Raw genomic sequence first — 22,111 nt, forward strand, 5'->3', positions numbered from 1 at the left:
CCTTGAAGGCCGGGCTATGGTTCCGGCGCGGTCTCTTGCTCATCGTCTCTCCTGTTCACGGCCATCTTCGCCGTCTTCAGGCAGACATTCCACTCAGCCCGCTGTTCAAATTCGCCGAGCCACCTCTCCGTTGGCAAACACCGATCGACCGATCGGCTGGTGGTCTTCAAGCTCGTCACGGGCACCAGCAGGGCTTGGCAAAGGGTGAAGGTGAAAATCTCTCGCTGATGATCATCGCAGGCGTCAAGTTCCACCGACATGACCGCAACCACGGAAGCCGAACAACGCGCCGCGTGATCGGACCCATCACCGAGTTCAGGCCCTAACTCGGCATCCCCGCATCAGTTCGCGGTCCCACACGTCATATCCGTTCACTTTTTGGGTTTGTTCAGCTTCCGTTTGCCTAGCGCATCGAGAAGCTGCTGCGCCCGGTCGTTGCTCCGCCAGGAACCATAGTATTGACGAATGGTTTCCGGATCATCGGCGAGGGCATCGCCGGCGAGTTCATAGCTGCCGGTTCGCTTCAGGATGGTGGTGGCGAGAATATGTCTGAAGGGGTGGATGCTGAAGTCGTCCAAACCGAGCGAGGCATTGTCGTTGTTGCTGTATTTGCTGATGTAACGAACGACGAGGCCGCGAACAACGTTCGAAAAATAGGCCTTGGTGAAGGCTGGCCGCGCCTCGTTGTTCACCAGAAATCCGTCGAACCGGCGTGCACCGAGGAGGCTTGGGCGGGATTTCTCCAGATACTCCTCGATATCTCCGTAGAGACCAGCATCGTCGAGCAGCGTACGGCGATAGAAGGGATCGTCCTTGAAGCGCGCGGCGACGTCGCCGGTCTTGATCTTGCTGGCGGGAATATGCAGATGCCATGTCCCGTTGTTGTTCCGGATGTCAGGACCGTCGCTCGCTGCTGTAAGGGCGACCCAGGTCTCGGTGCGCATCGCGACCTGGGTCGAGATATGGAAGATGACCAGGCCCCGCTGCAATCGAGCGTAGGCCAGGCTATCGCTGTCGAGTTTCGCAAGGTCTCTACGCATCGTGTCGACCGCACGGTAGACGACCGAAAGTGGATCGGGCAGATCCAGGATCGGCTTCAGTTCGCGAAAGCGCTTGGTCTGCTTGACCACGTGCCGCAAGGTTCGTTCGAAAGCCTTGATTGCGTGGAGGACGTCGTCGCAGAAGAGCGCCCACTCCTTTTCCTCTACGCTCGTCCACTCACGGCCGTCGCGGCCGGCAATCTTCAAAGCGTATTTGGCGAGGATCGGGTTGACGCGCTGCCTCAAATCCGGCCGCTGTCGGAGAAACCCGTCAATCGGTCGCACGAGCGATGCGGCCAAGGTCAGAAAATCCGTGTCGGTCGCAGTCAGGCGCCGGTCGGCGGTCACCGTGCGGAATGACTTCCAGACGAGATAGTTCTCCAAAAGGCTCGGTATCACCAGCAGGACGAGGGACGTGTCGGACTCATCGATCCGCCCTCCGTCCTCGGCCCGCGTCGCCAGGTAGCCAAAATATTGGGCGATGTGCTGTCGCCGCATTTCCATCGTCGTCGGGCGGTTGCGCTCGCCGAAACGCTGCAGGCCGCATTCCGGGATCAGACTGATCTTGAAGTCGGCAAAGGAAGCAAATTCCTCGCGCGCGCCCGCCGGCCAGTCCTTGAGGGCGTAGCTGTCCCTGCGTAATGCGTTCCGAGCGGCGCGTTCCGCGACCTCGGCATCGATCTCGGCGTTGATCTTCCGCATGAGCTCATGCCGGTCCTCCTGGCCGAGACACATGACGTCGGCGGGCAGACGGCGGGCAATCTCGCTGCGGCGACCCATCAGTTTCTGTGTCTGCAGCTCGGGCGGAAATGCTCCCTTGGCGACCGAGCCCCTCCCTGCGCGGCGCCGCTCGATCCGCTGCGAGAGTTCGCCGGCAGCGAGCCCGAGTTGCTGCTCGATCTTGGCGACGAGGTGTCCGTTCCGCTCGTCCGGCACGCGCTCGCCGGATCGCCATCGGACGATCATCGTAGCATTGACGCCGAGCTGTTTGGCGAGGGCTGCGGGCGAAAGTCCCGCTGCCGCCATCGCCACCTCCAGCGCACCATGGAAGGTCGCGGGCAAGTCGAGGCGCGGCGAGAGAGTAGCGAGGAACGTCTTGAAGTCAGACAAGAGTTCCCGGATGTCGTCGCTTTGCCTGATCTTTCCGTCTGCCACCGCTGTCTCGAGGGAAGCGATCGCATCGTCGACTGCGACCGCCGCTCCGGCCGGGAAGCGCCGCTCCATGAGTGTCAGTAGCCGGCGTGCGTCCCCCAACGCGGGGCCGACATACTCGCCCCGTTCTTCGTGATCACGGCGGATTCGTTCCATCCAGCCCCCGCCGGCAGCGTTCAGCGTCACCACCTCGCGCTCCAGAACAGGGCGCCGCGCTGCCACCCCGAGCTTCTGTGCGGCTGCGTCCACCAGCTTCCGAGCTGTTTCGCCGGCAGGTTTGGACAGGAACAACGGAAAGCAACCGGCTCGTCGTTCGATCTCGCCGTACCAGGGTTCCGTCGGGCGTTCGGCCCGAGCCGGCAGTGCCTCCCCACGTTCGGAAAGGCCCGCGAGGTAGGCTTCGACCTTCTTCAGGCCGGAATTCGGATCAGCGCTGGCGATAGCCAGGCACGAGGTGGATGAACGGGCTTTCATGGGCATGAACCACTCCAGATGCGATTTTTCAGAAGTGTAGTACAAAAAAAACTACATCGCAACTCTCTATCTCGATTGATGGCTGGCGTTCTCAAGGACGTACGGCTAGATGTCGGCGATGGCGGACGAGGAGCAGAACTGGCTGCGACAAGCGCGGCAGGCGCGGGAGAGCCTTCCGACGGACGTGCCGCACGGTTCGCGTCTGGAGGCTCTGACGAAACTCGCCGGGCAGTCCGGCACGTCCCGGGCGGCCCTGCGCAATGCGTTGGCGGCCCTTACGATCGTGGAGCAGGCTTCGAAGCGCGATGCCGCCGCTGGCAGGGCTCTGGCGACGCTACCGGTCTCGCTCGTCGAGGCTTATGGACGATGGGTTCGGCATGACGGGCAGGGAGCCGCCGACGCACTCGCGAAGGCGGCATCAGGGACATTGTCTGTGCGCGGCTTCGTCGCGGCGGAGAGGTCGGCGAGGCCATCGCCGAAATTTCGGCCGTTGCTGGACACGCTCTTCGAGACGTTGGGCGAGGCAGAAGGCCTCGGCGGCTTGCAGTGGCCCAACGCCGGGATCAAAGAGGGTATCCGCCGGATGGGTTTGCCGCCTTTCCCCTACAGAGTGCTTGAGATCCAGCGCGATCTCTCCGGCTATGATGTCGCATGCGGCTTGACCGCGACGGCCTTTGTCGACCGCACCAAACTGCGCGAAGTCCGGCCGCTCGATCCTTACGACCTCGGCGAACTGGAAACTCATCTGGACCTCGCGCAGATGGGGGGAGCTCGCGAGGATGAGACCGCTGAAGCGATCGAGGCGAGACCCCCGATAGTGGCGGCGATGGAAGTTTCGGAGCGGCCTGTGATCGAGCGCTATCGGCTGGAAGCGAAGAACCGCTTCTTTCGAGCTGCCGCCGCGGCCGCGATCTACCCGCTGGTGCTCGTCGTTCTGCCGGATGAAGCGGCGAAGAGGGCAACGCTGGACCATTGGCCGGCACTGCCTTATGACCGGTTGGGTATCAAGGCGCCGCCCGCCGAACCGTCGTCGGAGCACGAATTGAGACAGGACGAGCCCCCGCCGGTCGTCTACCCGGGAAGAGGGCAGGGAGCCGTCGTCGTGACCTGTCCTGCGACCGCTCTTCGCGATCTTTGCGCGGGCGGAGCTGATCTGGAGCGCGATATCGCGAGGCGGCGCGCAGGGCGTTGATATCGCAGACCGATTCCCTCAGACTCCATTCGCCTCCGGTCTGGAGGAATAAGGCTACTTTACCGTGGAGGGGATGGCATTGATGACGGCGCAGACGGGCTTTTCCAGGTGCGGCTCGGCGATCGTATACCCGCCGAACCATGTTCCGCTTACCGCTCTCCACCTTCGATGATCGAGACCTTCAATCGTCCGCGGACCGAGGTGACGAAGGTTTAACGTCCTTTGCCGACGTGGCAGCTTGTGAGACCCTCTCGAACGTCATATTGCATTGCAGCAGACACCCGAAGCGTTGGCGAGATGCCGCGCTGCCTCACACGATCGCCGATGCCGCCGATGGGCGCCTACACGACCACACGATCCGACCGCCGTTTGCGGTTTGGATCGGCCTTGCACATGCTCGACGAGGTTGCCGGCGCCCTGACCTTTACAGCGGTGGGCATCGTGGTGGCGATCTGTCTCGGGATCGCCTTCCCATATGCGCCCCTACTTCCGATGGCGTTCCAGGTCGCGCCCTACCTCATCGTCTCTCTGATCGTCATCGCTGTCGCTCTCTTCTGCGTAGGACGACCAGTTCGTGCCGCAATCATTGCAGCCGCTTCGACTGGTATCGCAGCTTATCTGCTCCTCCTCATTCTCCCCGCCATGGCGGTGACGGGGCAGGGGGCAGGAGAAAGGCAACTTTCGCTGATCAGCTTCAATGTCCTCGGGACAAACCCCAACGGCCCTGAAATCGCGAGATTTCTCGCGGGTTCGGATGCCGATGTGGTGGCGGTTCTCGAGGCGCGCCCCGTCTACGCCAGTCTTGCCGCGCTTGAGGAAATTTACCCCTACAAGGTCGGATGCGAGACTGCGGCGAAATGCGATTCACTGCTCCTCTCTCGGTATCCGTTGTCGAACATCGAGGTGCGCAGTCTCAGCCATTTTTCGCCGGATCGTTATATCCAGGCGAAGCTGACTGTCGGCGGAAAAGAGGTGACTGTCGTGTCGGTTCACATGACGAAGCCCTATTTCGATGCCGCGGAAGAGGAGGAAATCGCGGCATTGATCCGAGAGGTTCGCAAGATCGATGTGCCGCTGGTCGTTGCAGGCGATTTCAATGCCGCACCATGGTCTCCGCCGCTTCAATGGCTGCTGAACCAAACGGGCTTGCGGTTCGGTTCTCATCTTGTGGCGACCTGGCCCGTTGCCTTTGGGTCGCTTGGGATACCAATCGATCACATCCTCGCCGGCAGCGGTGCGCAGGTCGCAGACGTCAGCGCTTTGCCGGACGCGTTCGGCTCAAACCACAGGGGGCTTATGGCAAAGATTGCCGTTCCGGGCGATAGGAAGTGAAATGCGCAAGCGTGATCTGCATTGAGCGTGCCTGCCCTTGCCCCGACATCGACCGCGGCAGGCCGGCCCGAAACATCGCAATGCCGCCGACACGACGAGGGAGAGGGCTGCCGCTACATCAGGGAGTCGACGAGGCTGGCACTCTTGTGCCTACTTGTCCAAACGGCTTCTCGATCGAGCCATCAGCGCAGTGAGGCTCTGGCCTCCGATCTGAAGGCTGTGAGCTCGATGATGAAGCCACGAAAGGCAGTAGGCATAGAATTTAGGCGGGTTATCGGCCTTTCATTTCACTCTCATTCAGACGACACGGCCCTGCCGCCAGCTGCGCCTCAGCTTCTGGCATAGACGTCCTCGATCCGCACGATGTCGTCCTCGCCGGTATAGCTGCCGACCTGCACCTCGATGAGCTTCAGGTCGATCTTGCCGGGATTGTGCAGCCGGTGGACGCAGCCGATCGGAAGATAGGCCGCCTCGTTCTCGTGATAGTACTTCGTCGACCCGTCGATGGTGACTTCCGCCGTGCCGTGGACGACCACCCAGTGTTCGGCCCGGTGATGGTGCCGCTGCAGCGACAGCCGGCCGCCCGGCTTGACGCAGATGTGCTTCACCTGGAAGCGGTCGCCGATGTCGATGCGCTGATACCATCCCCAAGGCCGGTGCATCCGCATGTGCTCGCCGGCCTCGCGGCGGCCGGTCTTCTTCAGCTCGGCGACGAGGGTCTTCACCTTCGGCGCGGCCGCCATCGAGGAGACCAGTACCGCGTCATGGGTGGTAACGACGACAACGTCGTCGAGACCGAGGACGGTCGTCAGCGCGTCTTCCGAGCGAACGAAGCTGTTCTTGGTGTCGATGGCGACGACGTCGCCTTCGAGCCGGTTGCCGTTTGCGTCCTTGTCCTTGACGGCGTGCAGCGAATCCCAGGAGCCGATGTCCGACCAGCCGAATTCGGCGGCGAGCACCCCGCCGGCCCGCGTCTTTTCCATGACCGCATAGTCGATCGAGATCGTCGGCGAGGCGGCGAAGGCGGCCGCGTCGAGGCGGATGAAATCGAGGTCACGGATGGCTTTATCGACGGCCTCGCGCGCAGCAGTGAGGACATTCGGCGCGAAATGCTGCAGTTCCTTCAGCATCACGTCCGCCGAGAAGGCGAAGTTGCCGGAGTTCCAGACATAGCCTTCGGCGATGTAGCCTTCGGCGGTCCGACGATCCGGCTTTTCGACGAAGCGCTCGATCGAGCGGGCGCCCTGACCCAGCTCGTCCGCGCCGGGATGGATGTAGCCATAGGCCGTCGAGGCGTGGTCCGGCGTAATGCCGATTGTCATGATGCGGCCATCTGCTGCGACCGAGGCCGCTTTACGGACGGCGGTTAGAAACCCGGCCTCGTCGACGATGACGTGGTCGGAAGCGAGCAGCAGGCAGACGCCGCCCGCGTCCTGGCGCTCCGCAAGGAGCGCGCCGACGGCGACGGCCGCCGCGCTGTCCCGGCGTTCCGGCTCGAGCACGATCTCGGCCTCGATCCCGAGTCGCGACAGCTGCTCGGCTGCGATGAAGCGAAAGTCGTTATTGGTGACGACGATCGGCCGGCCGAAGCCTTCCCCGACCACCCGCCGCATCGTCGCCTGGAAGGCCGAGAGACCGTCGTCGAGGAGCTCGATGAACTGCTTCGGCATTGTGTCTCGTGACACCGGCCAGAGCCGCGACCCGGCGCCGCCGGCCATGATAATCGGGATGATGGTCGGCCGAGAGATCATGGGGAGTCACCGAAGATGGGAGGAAAAATTCCGACTTGACGCAACGAGACAGTGCTTTGGACCGTCTTACAGCGATCCGAAAGAATTTAAAGCCTTCGGTTGAAGCTGTGGTAAAACTGACTTCCAGTCTAATCTTCGATGGATCCGAGAGGCTATTGCGCTCGACGACGGCAAGCGATTTCGGGTAGAAGATCCATCAGGCCAATTCGTTGCGACCGCGCCAGTGCGGTCGGGCGCGACCGTTGCGGTGGATGCGGGTATGAGGAATTTGATCAAGCGGGCATTCCGGTCGACGGAACGTGACAAGACTGTCGATGAAGAACGTTACAGCCGGCTGCACGACGAAATCGAGGCTGTCCTCAACGAAATCAAGAATGAGCATGACGGACTGAACCGACGCATCCGCCTCGTTTCCACGCAAATCGCCGAAAAGAAGATCTGGAGCAACGCAAGGGACGACGCGGCGGTGTCCGACCTCGACGTCGTTCTGCAAAATCGTGACCTTGAGAAAGCCGTCGAGCGATCCAGGCGTTTGACGGGCCAAGTGAGACTGGTCGAAGAGATTCTGAAGAAACTCGCTGATGCGCGAAATGTCGGGACAATTTAAAGCTTTCTCACAATGTCGCCAGACGGGCGTGGCTTTTCGCTGTTGTGTCAAAAATTGGTAGAAATTGAATAAATATCAAATTATTAATTACTACGCTGAAATTTCTTCGACACATACTTCCATTATTGCCGACGACAATTATGTTGGTGCTATCGGCGGCATCCCGTCGTCGACCACGATGGTCCACTGTGCGGCGTCCGCGAAAGCGGCCACCAGAGGGGCGGCAACCCCTCCAGCAGCCTGACCATCCCAACCTGGCTAAGAGGTTAGAATGGCTGACGCGCTTTTCGCGCGCGCGACGACGTCGCGCAAGGAAAATTCCTCCACGATCGAAGATAATGAGCCCGCCGCGCCCTGGCGCGGGGATGCCTCGGCAGTCTCCGTCTCCGTCGATTGGTGTCCCAATCCGCGCGGCCTGATCATCGGCGGCCGCGCCTATGTCGCCGGACTCGTGCCGGCCATTCCGTTGGACGAAATCCCCGACATTCCGGCGGACATCAAGGCGCGCCTGGCCAAGGCTTGGTCGCCGGCCGGAATCCGTCCGGAACCGGAAGATGCGTCGGATCCCCAGCGCGGACCGTCCGGCGAGGATGGACGCGACGCCGTCGCCAAGGCGGACGGTCGCGGTTTCGGCTCTGCGACCTCGCAGTCCCAGAAGCCGGGTCCAGTGTTCGATAGCGCGGAAATCGTTACTTCCCGAGCGCTCCTTCGGCTGCTCGATCGCCGCCGCTTCGTGCTCGTGGGAGAAGCCGGCGTCAATACGGACGATGGGCGAAGGGCTTTCCCGGCGCTGTGCCGCAAGTTGGCGGCGATTGGCATGATCGCGGCGACGCCGGTGAACGGTTTGCTCCTGATCAGGCGTGCGCCCTCGGCTGACGGTTCGTCGGCTCTGCGCTGACCCTCGATAGATCGCAGCGAAAGTCTGGCGCGATCATCGATCAGCGCGTTCCACTGCGATCTTCCTTCCTTTTCCATTGCACACGCCGGTTCAATCGCCGGTGGGAGATCCGTATGTCCAATTATCAGCATGAGAAACTTCACCATTCTTCGCGTCCGGGGCCCGGTCGGAGAAACGGCGTCCAATCCCAGATTCTCGGAACGAACGACGGGGCGGTGCCGCTGCGGTCCGATGGCGACCAGCTTGCGGAAAGCGGGCCCGTCGAGCCGGCGATGGCATACGTCATGAAGCTTGCCGAGACGATTGTCACGTCCGCCATGGCTGCTGCCGAAGCGGTCGAGCCTGACGCGACGCTCGGCCTGTTCTCAACATTGGCAAGCGCCTTTCGCTCTGTCATCACCCGTGTCGGACAGAGCATTCCGGATGTTGTGGCGGAGTGCCTGCGTCAGGACGCAAGATTCACTGTGCTTAGGGAGTATGCGCTCCCGCTCACGCAACCGGCGACCGAAGTCGTCGACACCAATCGGTCGACGCCGGATCTTGAGTTGCGGCATGACCAGTACGTCACCGGCTCATACCGGTGCGACCTGGTCGTCATCGACAACGAGACACGGCACGCCACGATTCTCGAATGTCGGCGCGGGACAGTTGCGGTCTCGAGTGTGAAAGCAACGGAGGCAGTCCGTCTCCTGCGCATCGCCGGGCTGACGGCGCGTCGTGCCCTCGAAGCGAAGAATTACCGCGTCGCCAGCGTCTCCTGCGGCTTCTTGGACCGGTACGGACGCGCTGATTACGACAGGTCGATGACGGTCGGCCCGAAGGATCTTGACGACTTTTTCGGCATGCCGGTCCTCACCTGTCTCGACGAACTCGATATGCAGATCCGCGAGCGGCTTGCAGTCGAACTCCGCACGATCATCGCCGTGATTCTCGCGGAGCTTTCCCCCGGCGACCCGGATCAAGGCCCGGCGCCGGTGAGCTGCGGTGCAGACGGTGACGACGCGGACGAGAACAAGCTCGATCTGTCCATCAGGATGCCGTCATCGCCTAGCATCGATCTCTCGCGTCTCGTCGGCCCCGCGGAACTCCGGCGGGCTGCGCAAGCACCGCGCCACGCCGTCCGCAATCGCTTGTCTTAGGCTCGAAACTGCCTGTGCCTGCCGCCGATGGCGGCGGGTTTATTCGCCGGTGTCGTATTCGTTGCGGACACATCCCGCAATGGTCTCGATCTCGGCCTCTTCTTGATGCGCACCGAAGCAAGCATAGCCAAGGCGTGGGGCCAGCCAATGCGCTTGGCAGCGCAGGTGCCACTTCCTCTCCCACTCAGAAGGAAACCTGTGATGTCACGTCGTTACGTCGACAAAAACGTCTCCGTCTCAACGCCGTTACAAAACGTCGAACGGTCCTCGGCGACGATTCTGCATGTGGACACTTCGGTCCTGGTGGGTGCTGCCCTCCGGCTTGGCCGTCGGCCGCTTTCGCGGATCGAACGACGCCGGCTGACCGAAAACGTGAAGGCCCGCGCCGATGGCGGCGACCCGACGGCGAAGATCACGGCCACCTGGCTTGCCTGCCGGCCGGACCGCATGTTGCCGCCCAGCGAGGGGAACTGAGGATGAAACCGTTCCCCTACGAAGCTCCCGGGATTGCGTTGGGTGGCGAGAACGCTGACATCGAGACGTTGAAGGAGTTGGCCGAGGATCTGCGGCGCTACGCAGAAACAGGGGGTCCGTCGGCCGCCGAACTCGCGGCCGCGCCACTGATCGCACCCGCCGCGATTATACCGGATGCGACGGCATTCCGTCTTGTGGGTGATGTGAGCGGACATCCCCGTATCGGGCCGGGACAGGCTGCAACGTCCCGGATCTACGCTATCGATCGGCATGGCACGTGGGTGCGAAGTTATTCACGGCTTTGGCGACTGGCAGCCGAGCTTCCTGGCCATTCGGATGGCGGGCGCCGGCATTAACGACTGGCGCCACTGTCGAGACAGCGGTCCACCCACCCTTACGCCGGGGCCTCTTGCGAGGGTCCGCAACGCTTGTTTTCATGGAGAACATCATGCCGGCCAAAGCCTGAAAATTCGCCGCTCTGACACGACAGGCCACCGACGCCGCTTTGCCGGTCGAGGACGTCGAAGGAGCAGATCTTCAGAAGCAGATCGGCGAACAGATCGACAGGCGACTTAAAGAGATGTCTCCGTCGGTGCGGCTCCTGTTCGACCGGATTAGGCCCGTCATTCCCGATCATCTGGCAAACCGACTCCGGGCGGCGAAGCCGGCGCTCGCCGTCATTCACGTTGCCTCGGCGGATTGGCGGCAGCCGGCGTTCGAGGCGACCATGCTGGCGCTTGAGGACGCGGTCCGAACCGAGGCGATCGTTTACGCGCAGAGTTTCCACCTCCCATCCGGCGAAGTCGCAACGCGGTCTTGGCAACGGAAGAAGCCTCGCGAGAGGTCGAGCCAAATCATGTCCACGCTGTCGAGCGGTATCACCATCGTCGCTCTTTCGACGGGTGAGGAGCTCGATAAAGCGGTCGCCGCTCTAGCCGACATGACGATCGACTTGACGCAGCTCGAAGAGGAGGACCTGAGGCGAACCGTCGAGGCGGCGTTCCCATTGGAACAAATCTCCTGGCCCTCGGGCCTCTCCATGCCAACCGTTGACCCGCAATGGCTGGATGTCGCGATCGGCCGGAGCGAGAGTGGAAGCGATGCCGTACGACTGATCATGGACGCACACGCTCGTTCCGGCTATGATGCAGGTGTGCCGGCTCTTGACACTCTTTATGGCTATGGCAAGGCCCGGGAATGGGGCCTTCGCCTTGCTTCGGCTCTGAGAGAATACCGTGCTGGGACGCGGAGCTGGCGAGATGTCGACGCCGGGGCGCTTTTGGTCGGTCCGCCCGGTACCGGCAAGACGCTCTATGCCAGTGCACTCGCCACGTCCTGCCATGCGGCGTTCATCGCGACGTCCTACTCGACATGGCAAGGCACAGGGGAGGGGCATCTGGGCGACGTCACCCGTGCGATCAGAAACTCCTTTGCCGAGGCCGCATCGCAGAAGCCCTGTATTCTCTTCATCGATGAGATCGACTCGCTGCCCGCGCGTGGTACGGCGTCCCGGCACGACGACTGGTGGCGAACGATCGTCAACAACCTGCTCGAATGCCTTGATGGTACCGGGCGACGGGAGGGGGTGATCGTCATCGCGGCCTGCAACGACGATCGGAACCTGGATCCTGCGCTGGTACGGTCGGGTCGCCTTGATCGGAGATTCTACATCGGCCTACCCTCTGAGGACGATCTGACGAAGATCTTCGCGCACCATCTGCCGATGGTCACCGAGGACGAAATTCAGCCTGCAGCAGTCACGCTTGCTGGCTCGGCGTCGGGTGCTGATGCGGCGAGGATCGCGCGAGACGTCCGTCACCGCGCACGAAGCGAAGGCCGCGAACCGACCGGCGCCGACCTTCTGGAAATCGCCCTGCCGGCAGATGACCGGCCGATCAGCCTGCGTCGCCGCATCGCGGTGCACGAAGCCGGACACGCCGTCGCGGTCCTTTTGCAGGGGCGTGTTCCGCGCAGTCTTTCGATCCTCTCCGCGACCGGAGGGGCAGTCATTCATGACATTCCGGAGACGGAACAGCTTCTCGAAGATTTGACGGCTCAACTCGCGATTGGTCTGGCGGGGAGGGCGGCCGAGGAGGTCATTCTCGGGTCTGTCTCCGCAGGTGCAGGTGGTGGGGATGCTTCGGACCTCTGGAAAGCGACCCGCTTGGTCGCGATGATCGAAGGGAGATACGGCCTCGGGACACGTCTCGGCGTCATCGAGACAATCGATCAGGCATCCGTCGAGCGCCGGTTGCGCATCGCGTATGCCGAAGCCCTCATGTCGGCGATGCGCCATCGGCACGCCATTGACGCTTTGGCTGCCTTGGCTCTCGAGAGAGGGGTGCTCGGGCGGACGGCTTTGGCCGAATTCTGGGACATCTACGGGCCGGCATCACAGTCGGAAGATCGCGGATTCGCATCTTTTCGTAACGCCGAGGTCTCGGACCGCTGGATCGGCACGCCTTGATGATGGCAGGGGACGTGATGGAGCTGGCACTGTTCGCCTTGCTTTCGTCGCGTCCTAGATCCTTAAGGGCGCCATGGATGGCATGGCCTTCGATGTCTATGGTTTCACCGAACTGGCTCTTTCTTTGAAACTCAGGACACGTCGTGATCCTGGACAACCCGGCAGCCCCGACTCTGAAGGAACCCTGGCACGCCGTTGGTGATATCAGCGGCCCCTTCAAACCCGACGAAAGCTCGAAAATATTTCAAGATCGGTGGTTTTTTGCATATTGATCCCCGTCGCTCCCATAAAAATACGAATGCACTGAATTTATAATTCGATTTTACACCGCAGACCGCACAAAAAATTCAATAATATAGGTCAAATTCATTTAATTTTGATCGATTCACTTCATCCATACTATGAAAGAAATTCAACATGTTCGACGACTGCGGATCAATCCTCGATTTTGGGGGTTTAACGGCTTGTGCAAGTTCCGTAATGATCCCCTTCAATTGGTAACAGGCGTCCATCTCGCGGTAACACTTTTCCGGAAGACGATAACACCCTCCCACCGGAGCACAGCGCGGATCCGTGAGTTGCCGGCGACCTCTAGGTGAATTATTTTCCTCTTATAGATGTAAATCCCGTCATATATGTGACCTAGAATTGCGCGGAGGGTTGGCGCGCCAGTCCGTTGGTCGGCGTTTCTTCTATGCGCAACCGCTTGGACCGCACCCCGCTTCCGACTTTCAACTTTGGCCACTCGATGTGGCAGGCAAGTTCGCGGCCTGCATCGATGTGAACCGGCATGGAATGAGGGGTCTGACGCACTCCCGATGACGATCAAGCGGCGCCGAGCAAGCGCGCTTCGAGGAGATCAAGCTTCGCGCGGCCGTACATCTGCCGCTTCACGAGCTTGAGCTTGTTCACCTGGCCTTCGGTCTGGCCGTTCGACCACGGCTCAGTGATCGACCCCTGAACTGCGGAGACGTCCCTGCGGATACCACGAGCGAAGGAGGCCAAGAGGCTTGCCTCGGCATCGCATATCCAAATGGGAAGATGACCGACTGACCGGCTGCGGATCATGACGTGGAAGCGGTCGATCAGCGCTCTCGCCTCGGCCAGGGCGGGCACGCCGGCTTCGATTGCGGCAACCATCACGGTCTCCGCCTTCGTCAGATGATCGCGCTTCAGCGTCATCAGACGGGCTATGGTACTCGCAGACGAAATTCTGCGAAGTGCGCATCCCGAGACCTGTTCCGCTCGTCTGCGCCGGGTGGCCCATTCCCCGACGACACGCAGCGAGCCGTGGAAGTCTTGAGCGCGAAGACGACGCCAGAGTTCGGCGCCGTTCCGGCAGCCTGCATCCCACTGGGCCTCGAGATAGGGAAGGTGCGGGTCGAGTGTCCCCTGCCGCGTCCGGAATACATCGTTGTACTCGCCGCGGACAATCTGGCGAACCAGCTTGCGGCTCCGACCTGTTCGCCGAACGATCTCTTTGATCGCGAGGCCATCGGCCGCAAGGCTCGCGAAGACGCCATTCATCTCCTCCCGCCGCAGATAGCCTTCGTACTGGATCCGCTCCGCGGAAGTCAGGAGCTTCGGGTCGATTGTCGTCGCCCCGAGCACGGCGCGGATCGGCTTCATCGACTTCCTCACCGCATCGAGGAACGCCGCGCTGGCGTTCTCCATCAGGTGCCATCGGTCCGCGACCTGAACCACTTCCGGCAGGGCGAGCGCCGCTGCCTCGCCATAGCCGCCGCCGCGATCGCGAGAGACGATCCGGATCTCCCGGTGATCGGTCAGCCATGCCGCAACGGTGGCAGCTTCCCGGTCCGGCAGAAGCTTGACGATCTGCCGCCGCTCGAGGTCGCAGATAATCGAACCATAACGGTGGTTCCGGCGAAACGCGAAGTCGTCGATGCCCACGGCCGTCAAGCTATCGTTCCGCCGTGGCGCCCGGCGCCGGACGACCCGGAGCAGCGTGTCGTTGCTGACCGGCATCATCAGTCGCTCGGCGAAGCTGGCGGCCGGACGACCACCGAGCGCCAGCCCGAGATGATGGACGATGCACTCCATCCGGCCCGTACGTCGCGCCCGCTCTGGAACAGCTTCACCAAAGCGCTCGGCGAAGATCTTGCGCCGGCAGGTGCGAACGTCGCACCGAAACCGGCGCGTGATCAACCGCAATCGCACCGGCCTTCCTGCCGACGGAAGGTCCGCCACACGCCGAACGTACCGACTATGTACCCGGCGTGCGGGCGACGAGCAGGAGGGACACGCCGCCTGGCTGCCCCGGGCAAAGGCAGTCACAACGAGAGCGCCTTCAGTGGCTTCAAATTGCTCGACCGTAAGCCCGGCCGGAATCAGCGACGACAGAGAAATGACGTTGGGCATGGCGACCTCCTTCAGGAACCGCCAATTCGCGCCTCAACTGCATCAGTTGTGAGTCAGACCCCAAACGGGACCCCTCTAACGCAGGGGTTCACAGTGCCTTCCGAGATTGATCTGAGGCCGAGTTGGGATGCTTGTCGTTGAGACGATTGCGAAGATCCGGCGGGCGCATTTTGTTCAGGGCAAAGGGATCAAGGCGATCTGCCGCGAACTGAATGTCTCGCGGAAGGTGGTGCGGAAGGTTTTGCGCTCGGATGAGACGGCTTTCGAGTATGCGCACTCGGTGCAGCCGATGCCCAAGCTTGGCGCCTTCAAGCCTGAGCTGGACCGGATTCTGGCCATCAACGATGCCCGTCCGGTGCGGGAGCGGCTGACGCTGATCCGGATCTTCGAGGAGTTGCGAGGGCTCGGCTACGAGGGTGGGTATGATGCCGTTCGCCGCTACGCCCGAGGCTGGCAGGGGGAGCAGGCCTCGCTATCGGCCGCGGCCTTCGTGCCCTTGAGCTTCGATCCGGGCGAAGCCTACCAGTTCGACTGGAGCCACGAGATCGCCCTCATTAACGGTACGACGATGACGGTGAAGGTCGCCCACGTCCGGCTCCGCCATTCCCGGATGCTGTTCGTGCGGGCCTATCCGCGGGAGAGCCAGGAGATGGTGTTCGATGCCCACGACCGGGCCTTCGCCTTCTTCAAGGGCGCCTGCACCCGCGGTACCTTCGACAATATGAAGACGGTGTCAATGCCGCTCGAAATTTCCCCAGAAGCGCCGAAGTAAAAATCCCCAGATTGGCCGTTCAGGCTGTCGCGGAGTGATGTCCATTTTTCGGAGGTCGACCTCTTCGCCGCGGGGCAGGATCGAGCGTTGGCGGCGTGATGATCGCCTTGGATCGGACATGCTCGGGCATCAGCTCGGCATGCTGGCGGAGGCGGTAGCTTGAGCCCTCGATCTGAACGACGACGGCGTGATGGAGCAGGCGATCGAGGAGAGCCGTTGTGACGACGGGATCGCCGAAGACCTCACCCCATTCGGCAAATCCGCGGTTGGAGGTGACGATCATTGCCCCCTTCTCGTAGCGGGCGTTGACGAGCTGGAAGAACAGATTGCCGCCGCCGGGCACGACGGGGAGATAGCCGATCTCGTCGACGACCAGGAGGGCTGGCCGGCAGAAGAAGCGGATGCGCTTCTGCAGGCGGCCCTCGCGTTCGGCGCGGGCGAGCGCGGTGATGATCTCGGCGAGGGTCGAGAAATAGACGCTCTTGCCCGCCTTGACGGCTTCGACACCAAGGGCTGTCGCCAGATGGCTCTTTCCGGTGCCGGGCGGCCCGAGGAAATGGACGACCTCGCAGCGGGCGATGAAGCCAAACTGGGCGAGCGTGAGAATGCGGTCGCGATCGAGCGAAGGCTGGAAGGAGAAGTCGAAGCCGGCGAGCGTCTTGATCGTGGCGAGGCGCCCCATGCGCAGCGCCGTCTTGATGCGGCTGTTCTCGCGCAGGGTGAGTTCTTCCGAGAGAAGGGTGTCGATCGCCTCGAGGGCGGCGATATCGCCCTGTTCCAGCCGGCGCACGACATGATCGAGCGCTTCGAGCGCCCGCGGCATCTTGAGGCCCACCAGATCGTGGCGGATGCGCTCGATCGTCGAAGGCGTCAGGTTCAGCGAGGCGGTCATGACCGGACCTCCGCGATCGCCCGGCCGACAGCCTTGTAGAACGCGAGCGGGCGCTGCGCCACCGTGTCGCCGGCGCCGTGGATGACGATGCTGTCGCTGGGGCCTTGGCGCCGTGGCCGCGACTGGGGTCGCCGATGGCCGGGTTCGACGCGGCGCTGGTGGCGCCTTTCGAAGGCCGGATGGGCAGCGATCAGCGTGCCGTCTTCGAAGATGCGGACCTCGTCGGCCAGCGTATGGATCTCGACGGTCCTTCGTCGTGTGGCGTCGGGGACGCTGTAGAAATTGCCGCCGACGCTGACCATGCCTTCCCGGCTGATGCGCCGCTCCAGCTTCAGGACCGAGCGGAACGGGGCCAGCGGCAACGGCCGCAGATGCGCGCGCTCCTCAGCGAAAGCTTCGTTGACCACGCGCCGGGTGGTGGCGTGAACTCTTGGATTGGCCACGGTCTCCAGCCAATGGCAGAGCTGCTCGTTCAGATCGTCGAGATTGCGGAAGGAGCGGGCCAGGAAGAAGTCCTCCCGGATATAGCGGAAGGGCCGCTCGACCTTTCCCTTGGTCTTGGCCCGATAGGGTCTGCAGGTTTTGGGATGAAAGCCGTAATGGCGGGCGAGATCGACGAGGGCCTGGTTGTAGACGATGCCGCCGGTCTCGGCCTCGCCGATCACCGCGGTCTTCATCCTGTCGTAGAGAACCTCTCGATGCGCACCGCCCAGCGCCTCGAAGGCGGCCGTGTGGCAGCGCAGGACCGTTGGCAGATCCTGGTGAACGACGAAACGCGCCCAGATCAGCCGGCTGTAGCCGAGCACCACCGAGAACAGCCAGACGATCCGTGGTGTCGTCGGCTCGTCGGTTAAGATGACGTGGAATTGCGCGAAGTCGACCTGGGCCTGCTCGCCCGGTGGTGTCTCGAAACGAACCTCGAAGCCGCGCTCCGGTGTCGGGCGGACGTCCCGCAGGAAGTCGGTCACGGCAGTATAGCCGCCCGTGTAGCCGATCGCCTTGATCTCCCGGAAAAGCCGGCGCCCCGTGAGACCGGGATAAGCCGCGACCCGTTCACGCAGATAGGCCGTGAAGGGATCGATCACCGCCTGGCGCGGCTTGCGTGGGCCGTAGGCCGGTGCCTCCAGTCCCCGTTCGATATATTTGCGTACCGTCTTGCGATCGGTGCCGGTTTGCCTGGCGATCGCCGATATCGAGAGGCCCTGCCGATGCAAATCCAGGATCATCATCATCTCCCCGAGCTTGATCACCGAAATCCCTCTCTCGACCATCGGGAGAAGCATCGGCGATCACGCGCCGCCGGTCTTCCGGGGCGCGCCCCGGAAGACCGGCGGCAGCGCTAAACTGGGGAAGATTCAAACGGCACTTCTGGGGAGTTTTGCTTCGGCAGCGACAGACGGCGGTGGAGACGATCTTCGTCGCCCGCGAGCGTGCCTACAACCGGCGCTTCCTCCAGATGTGCGGCCATTACCTCGTCGATCCCGTCGCCTGCACGCCAGCGTCGGTTTGGGAGAAGGGCCAGGTCGAGAACCAGGTTGGCGTCGTGCGCGAGCGCTTCTTCACGCCGCCTGCGGGTGAAGAGTGCGGCGCGACGATCAAGGTGAGAACAGCGCGACAATCAGGATGAGAGAGCTTCGCGGGCTCGGTTTCGAAGGGAGGGCGTAGCCTGACCGAAGGAGCCGAGCCCGCGACGGCGTGAACTTTCGGGTTCGTGACGCACTGGCGGCCGTGGCCGACCGGACGAGGGATGGGTCTTCACGTCATGAGGATCGCCATGCCCGGCCGACAGATCACCGACCGTCAAATGAGGCTCTTCATGACACTGCGCCAAACCGACAGCACGCCGGTCGCCGCCGCCAAGGCCGGCTTCAGCACTGCCACCGGCTACCGGACCGAGGCCGATCCTCGACCTCCCTCGGCGAAGCGGGCCCCGCGATCGCGACGACGGCCCGATCCGCTCGAGCACATCTTCGAAGCGGAGATCGTGCCGATGCTGGCCGCGGCGCCGCGTCTGCGCTCGGTCGCGATCTATCAGGAGATGCTGCGGCGTCATCCCGATTTGGGCGCCGGCATCCGCCGCACGATCGAACGGCGCGTCCGCCTTTGGCGGGCGGTCCACGGTCCGGAGCAGGAGGTAATCTTCCGTCAGATCCACGAACCGGGTCGGCTCGGCCTGTCGGACTTCACCGACATGGCCGATTTCGGTGTGACGGTCGCGGGTGAGCCGCTCGACCACCGGCTCTATCACTTCCGGCTGGCCTATTCCGGCTTCGAGCATGCCCACGTCATCCTCGGCGGCGAAAGCTACGTGGCCTTGGCCGAGAGGCTCCAAAATGCTCTGTGGTCGCTGGGCGGTGCACCGTTCGAGCACTGCAGCGACAGCCTGTCGGCCGCTTTCCGCAACCTCGACCGCGACGCCCGGGACGACCTGACCTGCCGCTACGATGCGCTCTGTGCCCATTACCGGATGAAGCCGTCGCGCAACAACGCCGGCATCGCTCATGAGAACGGCGTGATCGAAAGCGTGCACGGGCATCTCAAGCGGGCCGTCGAAGATGCCCTGCTGCTGCGCGCCTCGCGCGACTTCGCCGATCTGCCCGCCTATCGCCACTTCATCGACGAGATCGTCAGCCGCCACAACACCCGCCATGCCAAGCTGATCGATGCCGAACGGGCGAAGCTGAACAGGCTACCCGACCGGCGCACCGAGGATTACGAGGCGACCGTCGTGCGGGTCACCTCATCGAGCGGCTTCACCCTGCGCAAGGTGTTCTACTCGGTGCCCTCCCGGCTTGTCGGGCATCGCCTGCGCGTCCGTCTCTACGACGACCGTCTCGATCTGTTCCTCGGCGCGACGGAGCTGATGACGCTGCCTCGCGGGCGGCCGGGGGCGAACGGCAAACATGGTCATGTCGTCGACTACCGGCACGTGATCCACTCCCTGCGCAGGAAGCCGATGGCGCTCCTCGGCCTGGTCTACCGCGACCAGCTCTTCCCGCGAGACGCCTACCGGCGAACCTTCGAGGTCCTGATCGAGGCGCTCGCCGACCGACAGGCCTGCCGCCTCATGGTCGAGATCCTGGCTCTGGCCCACGAACGCGCCTGCGAAGGCGAGCTTGCCGCCGTGCTTCAGGTCGATCTTGATGCCAGGCGTCTGCCCGACCTCGGGGCATTACGAGCGCGCTTCACGCCCGATCCCGCCAGCCTGCCGAGGGTCGACGTCGCGGTGGTTCCGCTCGAAGCCTATCAGGCACTGCTTGGCGACGGCACGGGAGACTTCGCATGACCGTTTCTTCCGTTGACGTCGAACGCCTGTCGCTGATGTTGAACGAGCTGCGCCTGCCCGCCACCAAGATGCTGTGGGCGCAGTTCGCCGAGCGTTCCGACAAGGAAGGCTGGCCCGCCGCCCGCTTCCTGGCCACCATCGCCGAGCACGAGATCGCCGAACGGGCCAGGCGGCGGATCGAACGCCATCTCGCCGATGCGCGCCTGCCGACCGGAAAGACGCTCGACGGCTTCGACTTCGAGGCCGTGCCGATGGTCTCCAAGGCACAGGTCATGGCGCTCTGCGCCGGCGACAGTTGGCTCGAGAAGGGCGTCAACCTGATCCTGTTCGGGCCGCCCGGCTCGGGAAAGTCGCATCTGGCGGCCGCCATCGGCCTTGCTCTCGTCGAGAACGGCTGGCGGATCCTCTTCGCCCGCACCACCGATCTCGTCCAAAAGCTGCAGTTGGCCCGTCGCGAACTCGCCCTCGAAGCGGCGATCGCCAAGCTCGACAAGTATCACCTGCTGATCCTCGACGATCTCGCCTACGTCACCAAGGACCAGGCCGAGACCAGCGTGCTGTTCGAACTCATCAGCACCCGCTACGAGCGGCGCTCCTTGATGATTACTGCCAACCAGCCCTTTGGCGAATGGAACCGTATCTTCCCCGACGCCGCCATGACGGTCGCGGCCGTCGATCGCCTGGTTCACCACGCGACCATCTTCGAGATGAACGTCGAAGCTACCGGCGCAGAACCGCCATCGAGAACCGCCGCGGACCGGGGCGCCCGCCTTCGCGCGCGACAGCCAGGGCCGCACCGTGATTGTCGCTCCGCGTCAATCACCCTGAATAATCCTTGCCATCGGCGCCGCCGGCGGCAACAATCCACCCCGCCGCGACGCAAGATCTCTCATCCAGATTGTCGCTCGCTTCTCACCCAGATTGTCGCGCTACACTGTTGCGGCCGCGGTGAAGGAAATCTACCGGGCAACCGACGCCGGCGCGGCCGAGAAGGCGTTGGCAGCCTTCGAGGAGGGCGCATGGGGCCGGAAATACAAAAGCCATCGGCCAGAGCTGGCGTCGGGCCTGGGCCGGGGTCGTCCCGTTCTTCGCCTTCCCCGAGGAAGTTCGCAATATCCTCTACACGACGAACGCTATCGAAGCACTGAACTCCAAGCTTCGCCGGGCCGTCCGCGCCCGCGGCCACTTTCCGAGCGACGACGCCGCAATTAAGCTGCTCTTCTCGTCTTGAACCGAGCCGAGAAGGAGTGGAAGATGGCGCCACGTGAGTGGGCGATGGCCAAAGCGCAGTTCGCCATTCTCTACGGCGAGCGCTTCACACGGGCCATGACCTGACAATGTTCAAAAGCCCGCCCACACACGGAATTCCCGACAGTCCCGGTTTCGCCGGCATGAGCCCGATCGGGTTAATTGAATGCCTGCCGAACGGCGACCGCTACAACCGCATGCTGGCCCTTCTGGACGTAGGACAGCGCGTTTCTCATCCAATGAACCCGGCATCTTTGCCACGTCGCCTCGAAGACACGGGCGATCGCCGCCTTTAGGCCGGCATGGGCGTCCGAGATAACCAGCTTCACGCCGGCGAGCCCGCGGCTCTTGAGCGAGCGTAGGAACTCGGTCCAGAACGTCTCTGCCTCTGAAGGACCAATCGCCAAGCCGATTATTTTGCGACTTCCGTCCGTGTTGACCGCCACTGCGATTATGGCGGCCACCGACACGATACGTCCGGCGTGGCGGACATTCAGATAGGTCGCATCGAGCCAGACATTGGGCCAATCGCCGTTGAGCGGCCGATCAAGGAACTCGCCGACCCGCTCGTCGATCTCATTGCACAGCTTCGACACCGTGCCGCTGGAGATGCCGGAAAGGCCCATCGCCTGCACCAGATCGTCGACCCGCCGCGTGGAGACCCCTCCAATCTATGCTTCCTGGATCACGGCCACGAGCGCCTTCTCCGAGGTCTGTCGCGGCTCAAGGAAGCCGGGAAAATAGGAACCTTGCCGCAGCTTCGGCACGCGAAGGTTCAACGCTCCCAGCCGCGTCTTTAGTTCGCGGTCCCGGTAGTCATTGCGATAGGTCAGCCGGCCTTCCGCACGCTCGTGCTGTCCGGCGCCGATCAGGCCCTTGACAGAAGTGGCTTGGTTTGTCTGAACAGCCTCGGCGGCTTGATAAGTGGATCGTCTGCCGGGTTTACGCTGCTGCGAGAAGCGGCTGGTTGAAGTAGGTCTGGTCGGGCGTTTTTCCTCCCAGCCGTGA

The 22,111-nt window shown here is 62.8% G+C and carries 15 protein-coding genes and 5 pseudogenes; 14 read left to right on the top strand and 6 right to left on the bottom strand.

The genetic code is table 11. The annotated features are described in order from the left end of the window. Positions 1–326 (top strand): hypothetical protein (locus LZD57_RS23425; RefSeq protein ID WP_233722013.1); only part of this gene is annotated, 326 nt, incomplete at its 5' end. A 45-nt stretch (positions 327–371) separates the two neighbouring features. On the opposite strand, the gene LZD57_RS23430 is transcribed toward LZD57_RS23425, so the two are convergent. Next, on the bottom strand, positions 372–2,672 hold the full coding sequence (locus tag LZD57_RS23430) for a hypothetical protein (RefSeq protein ID WP_233722014.1): 2,301 nt from the start codon (positions 2,670–2,672) through the stop codon (positions 372–374). A 103-nt stretch (positions 2,673–2,775) separates the two neighbouring features. Between LZD57_RS23430 and LZD57_RS23435 the strand changes: the two genes are divergently transcribed. Next, a complete protein-coding gene (locus LZD57_RS23435) occupies positions 2,776–3,858 on the top strand; it encodes a hypothetical protein (protein WP_233722015.1) in 1,083 nt (360 codons plus the stop codon). A 393-nt stretch (positions 3,859–4,251) separates the two neighbouring features. Then, the gene (locus tag LZD57_RS23440) at positions 4,252–5,190 is read left to right on the top strand and encodes an endonuclease/exonuclease/phosphatase family protein (RefSeq protein WP_233722016.1); all 939 of its coding nucleotides are present in this window, start codon (positions 4,252–4,254) and stop codon (positions 5,188–5,190) included. Between the two features lie 329 nt (positions 5,191–5,519). Here the strand turns inward: LZD57_RS23440 and LZD57_RS23445 are convergent, their stop codons facing one another. After that, positions 5,520–6,941: a mannose-1-phosphate guanylyltransferase/mannose-6-phosphate isomerase gene (locus LZD57_RS23445; RefSeq protein ID WP_233722017.1), complete on the bottom strand. Its 1,422-nt coding sequence runs from the start codon at positions 6,939–6,941 to the stop codon at positions 5,520–5,522. A gap of 259 nt (positions 6,942–7,200) precedes the next feature. Between LZD57_RS23445 and LZD57_RS23450 the strand changes: the two genes are divergently transcribed. The 6 genes from LZD57_RS23450 (at position 7,201) to LZD57_RS23470 (ending at position 12,526) form a co-directional block, all read left to right on the top strand. Continuing rightward, positions 7,201–7,548 carry a hypothetical protein gene (locus tag LZD57_RS23450; RefSeq protein ID WP_233722018.1) on the top strand — a complete coding sequence of 116 codons (348 nt, stop codon included), beginning with the start codon at positions 7,201–7,203 and terminating at the stop codon, positions 7,546–7,548. 271 nt (positions 7,549–7,819) lie between these two features. Beyond that, positions 7,820–8,446: a hypothetical protein gene (locus LZD57_RS23455; RefSeq protein WP_233722019.1), complete on the top strand. Its 627-nt coding sequence runs from the start codon at positions 7,820–7,822 to the stop codon at positions 8,444–8,446. 113 nt (positions 8,447–8,559) lie between these two features. Next, entirely contained in the window at positions 8,560–9,585 is a 1,026-nt protein-coding gene (locus tag LZD57_RS23460) for a hypothetical protein (RefSeq protein ID WP_233722020.1), read from the top strand. Between the two features lie 201 nt (positions 9,586–9,786). Continuing rightward, positions 9,787–10,059 carry a hypothetical protein gene (locus LZD57_RS23465; protein WP_233722021.1) on the top strand — a complete coding sequence of 91 codons (273 nt, stop codon included), beginning with the start codon at positions 9,787–9,789 and terminating at the stop codon, positions 10,057–10,059. A gap of 2 nt (positions 10,060–10,061) precedes the next feature. After that, entirely contained in the window at positions 10,062–10,415 is a 354-nt protein-coding gene (locus LZD57_RS24280) for a DUF6634 family protein (RefSeq protein ID WP_420844857.1), read from the top strand. Positions 10,416–10,564: 149 nt separating this feature from the next. Next, positions 10,565–12,526, top strand: coding sequence for an AAA family ATPase (locus LZD57_RS23470; RefSeq protein WP_233722022.1), 1,962 nt, complete (start codon positions 10,565–10,567; stop codon positions 12,524–12,526). A gap of 825 nt (positions 12,527–13,351) precedes the next feature. Here the strand turns inward: LZD57_RS23470 and LZD57_RS23475 are convergent. Beyond that, complete coding sequence (locus LZD57_RS23475) at positions 13,352–14,905, bottom strand: ISL3 family transposase (RefSeq protein WP_233722023.1); 1,554 nt, start codon at positions 14,903–14,905, stop codon at positions 13,352–13,354. A 127-nt stretch (positions 14,906–15,032) separates the two neighbouring features. On the opposite strand from LZD57_RS23475, the pseudogene istA (LZD57_RS23480) reads away from it, so the two are divergent. Then, positions 15,033–15,635, top strand: a pseudogene (gene istA / locus LZD57_RS23480) (IS21 family transposase); the annotation flags it as partial. 61 nt (positions 15,636–15,696) lie between these two features. On the opposite strand, the gene istB (LZD57_RS23485) reads toward istA (LZD57_RS23480), so the two are convergent. Both istB (LZD57_RS23485) and istA (LZD57_RS23490) read right to left on the bottom strand, forming a co-directional pair. Further along, positions 15,697–16,569: an IS21-like element helper ATPase IstB gene (gene istB / locus LZD57_RS23485; protein ID WP_233722024.1), complete on the bottom strand. Its 873-nt coding sequence runs from the start codon at positions 16,567–16,569 to the stop codon at positions 15,697–15,699. Beyond that, positions 16,566–17,819, bottom strand: a complete 1,254-nt coding sequence (istA, locus tag LZD57_RS23490) for an IS21 family transposase (protein ID WP_233722026.1) — start codon at positions 17,817–17,819, stop codon at positions 16,566–16,568. Before istA (LZD57_RS23490) ends, istB (LZD57_RS23485) begins: the two co-directional genes overlap by 4 nt. Before the next feature lie 143 nt (positions 17,820–17,962). Here istA (LZD57_RS23490) and LZD57_RS23495 point away from each other — a divergent pair. The 4 genes and pseudogenes from LZD57_RS23495 to LZD57_RS23510 all read left to right on the top strand — a co-directional run. After that, positions 17,963–18,136: pseudogene (locus LZD57_RS23495) on the top strand (IS21 family transposase); the annotation flags it as partial. Between the two features lie 207 nt (positions 18,137–18,343). Beyond that, entirely contained in the window at positions 18,344–19,855 is a 1,512-nt protein-coding gene (gene istA, locus LZD57_RS23500; protein WP_233722025.1) for an IS21 family transposase, read from the top strand. After that, positions 19,852–20,657 (top strand): annotated as a pseudogene (gene istB / locus LZD57_RS23505) (IS21-like element helper ATPase IstB). Before istA (LZD57_RS23500) ends, istB (LZD57_RS23505) begins: the two are co-directional and overlap by 4 nt. Positions 20,658–20,806: 149 nt before the next feature. Then, positions 20,807–21,190: pseudogene (locus LZD57_RS23510) on the top strand (transposase); the annotation flags it as partial. A gap of 77 nt (positions 21,191–21,267) precedes the next feature. On the opposite strand, the pseudogene LZD57_RS23515 reads toward LZD57_RS23510, so the two are convergent. Beyond that, positions 21,268–21,984, bottom strand: a pseudogene (locus LZD57_RS23515) (IS256 family transposase); the annotation flags it as partial. Positions 21,985–22,111: the final 127 nt, after the last annotated feature.

Origin of the sequence: Jiella avicenniae (genome assembly GCF_021390325.1) — a bacterium.
Lineage (GTDB): Bacteria > Pseudomonadota > Alphaproteobacteria > Rhizobiales > Rhizobiaceae > Jiella > Jiella avicenniae.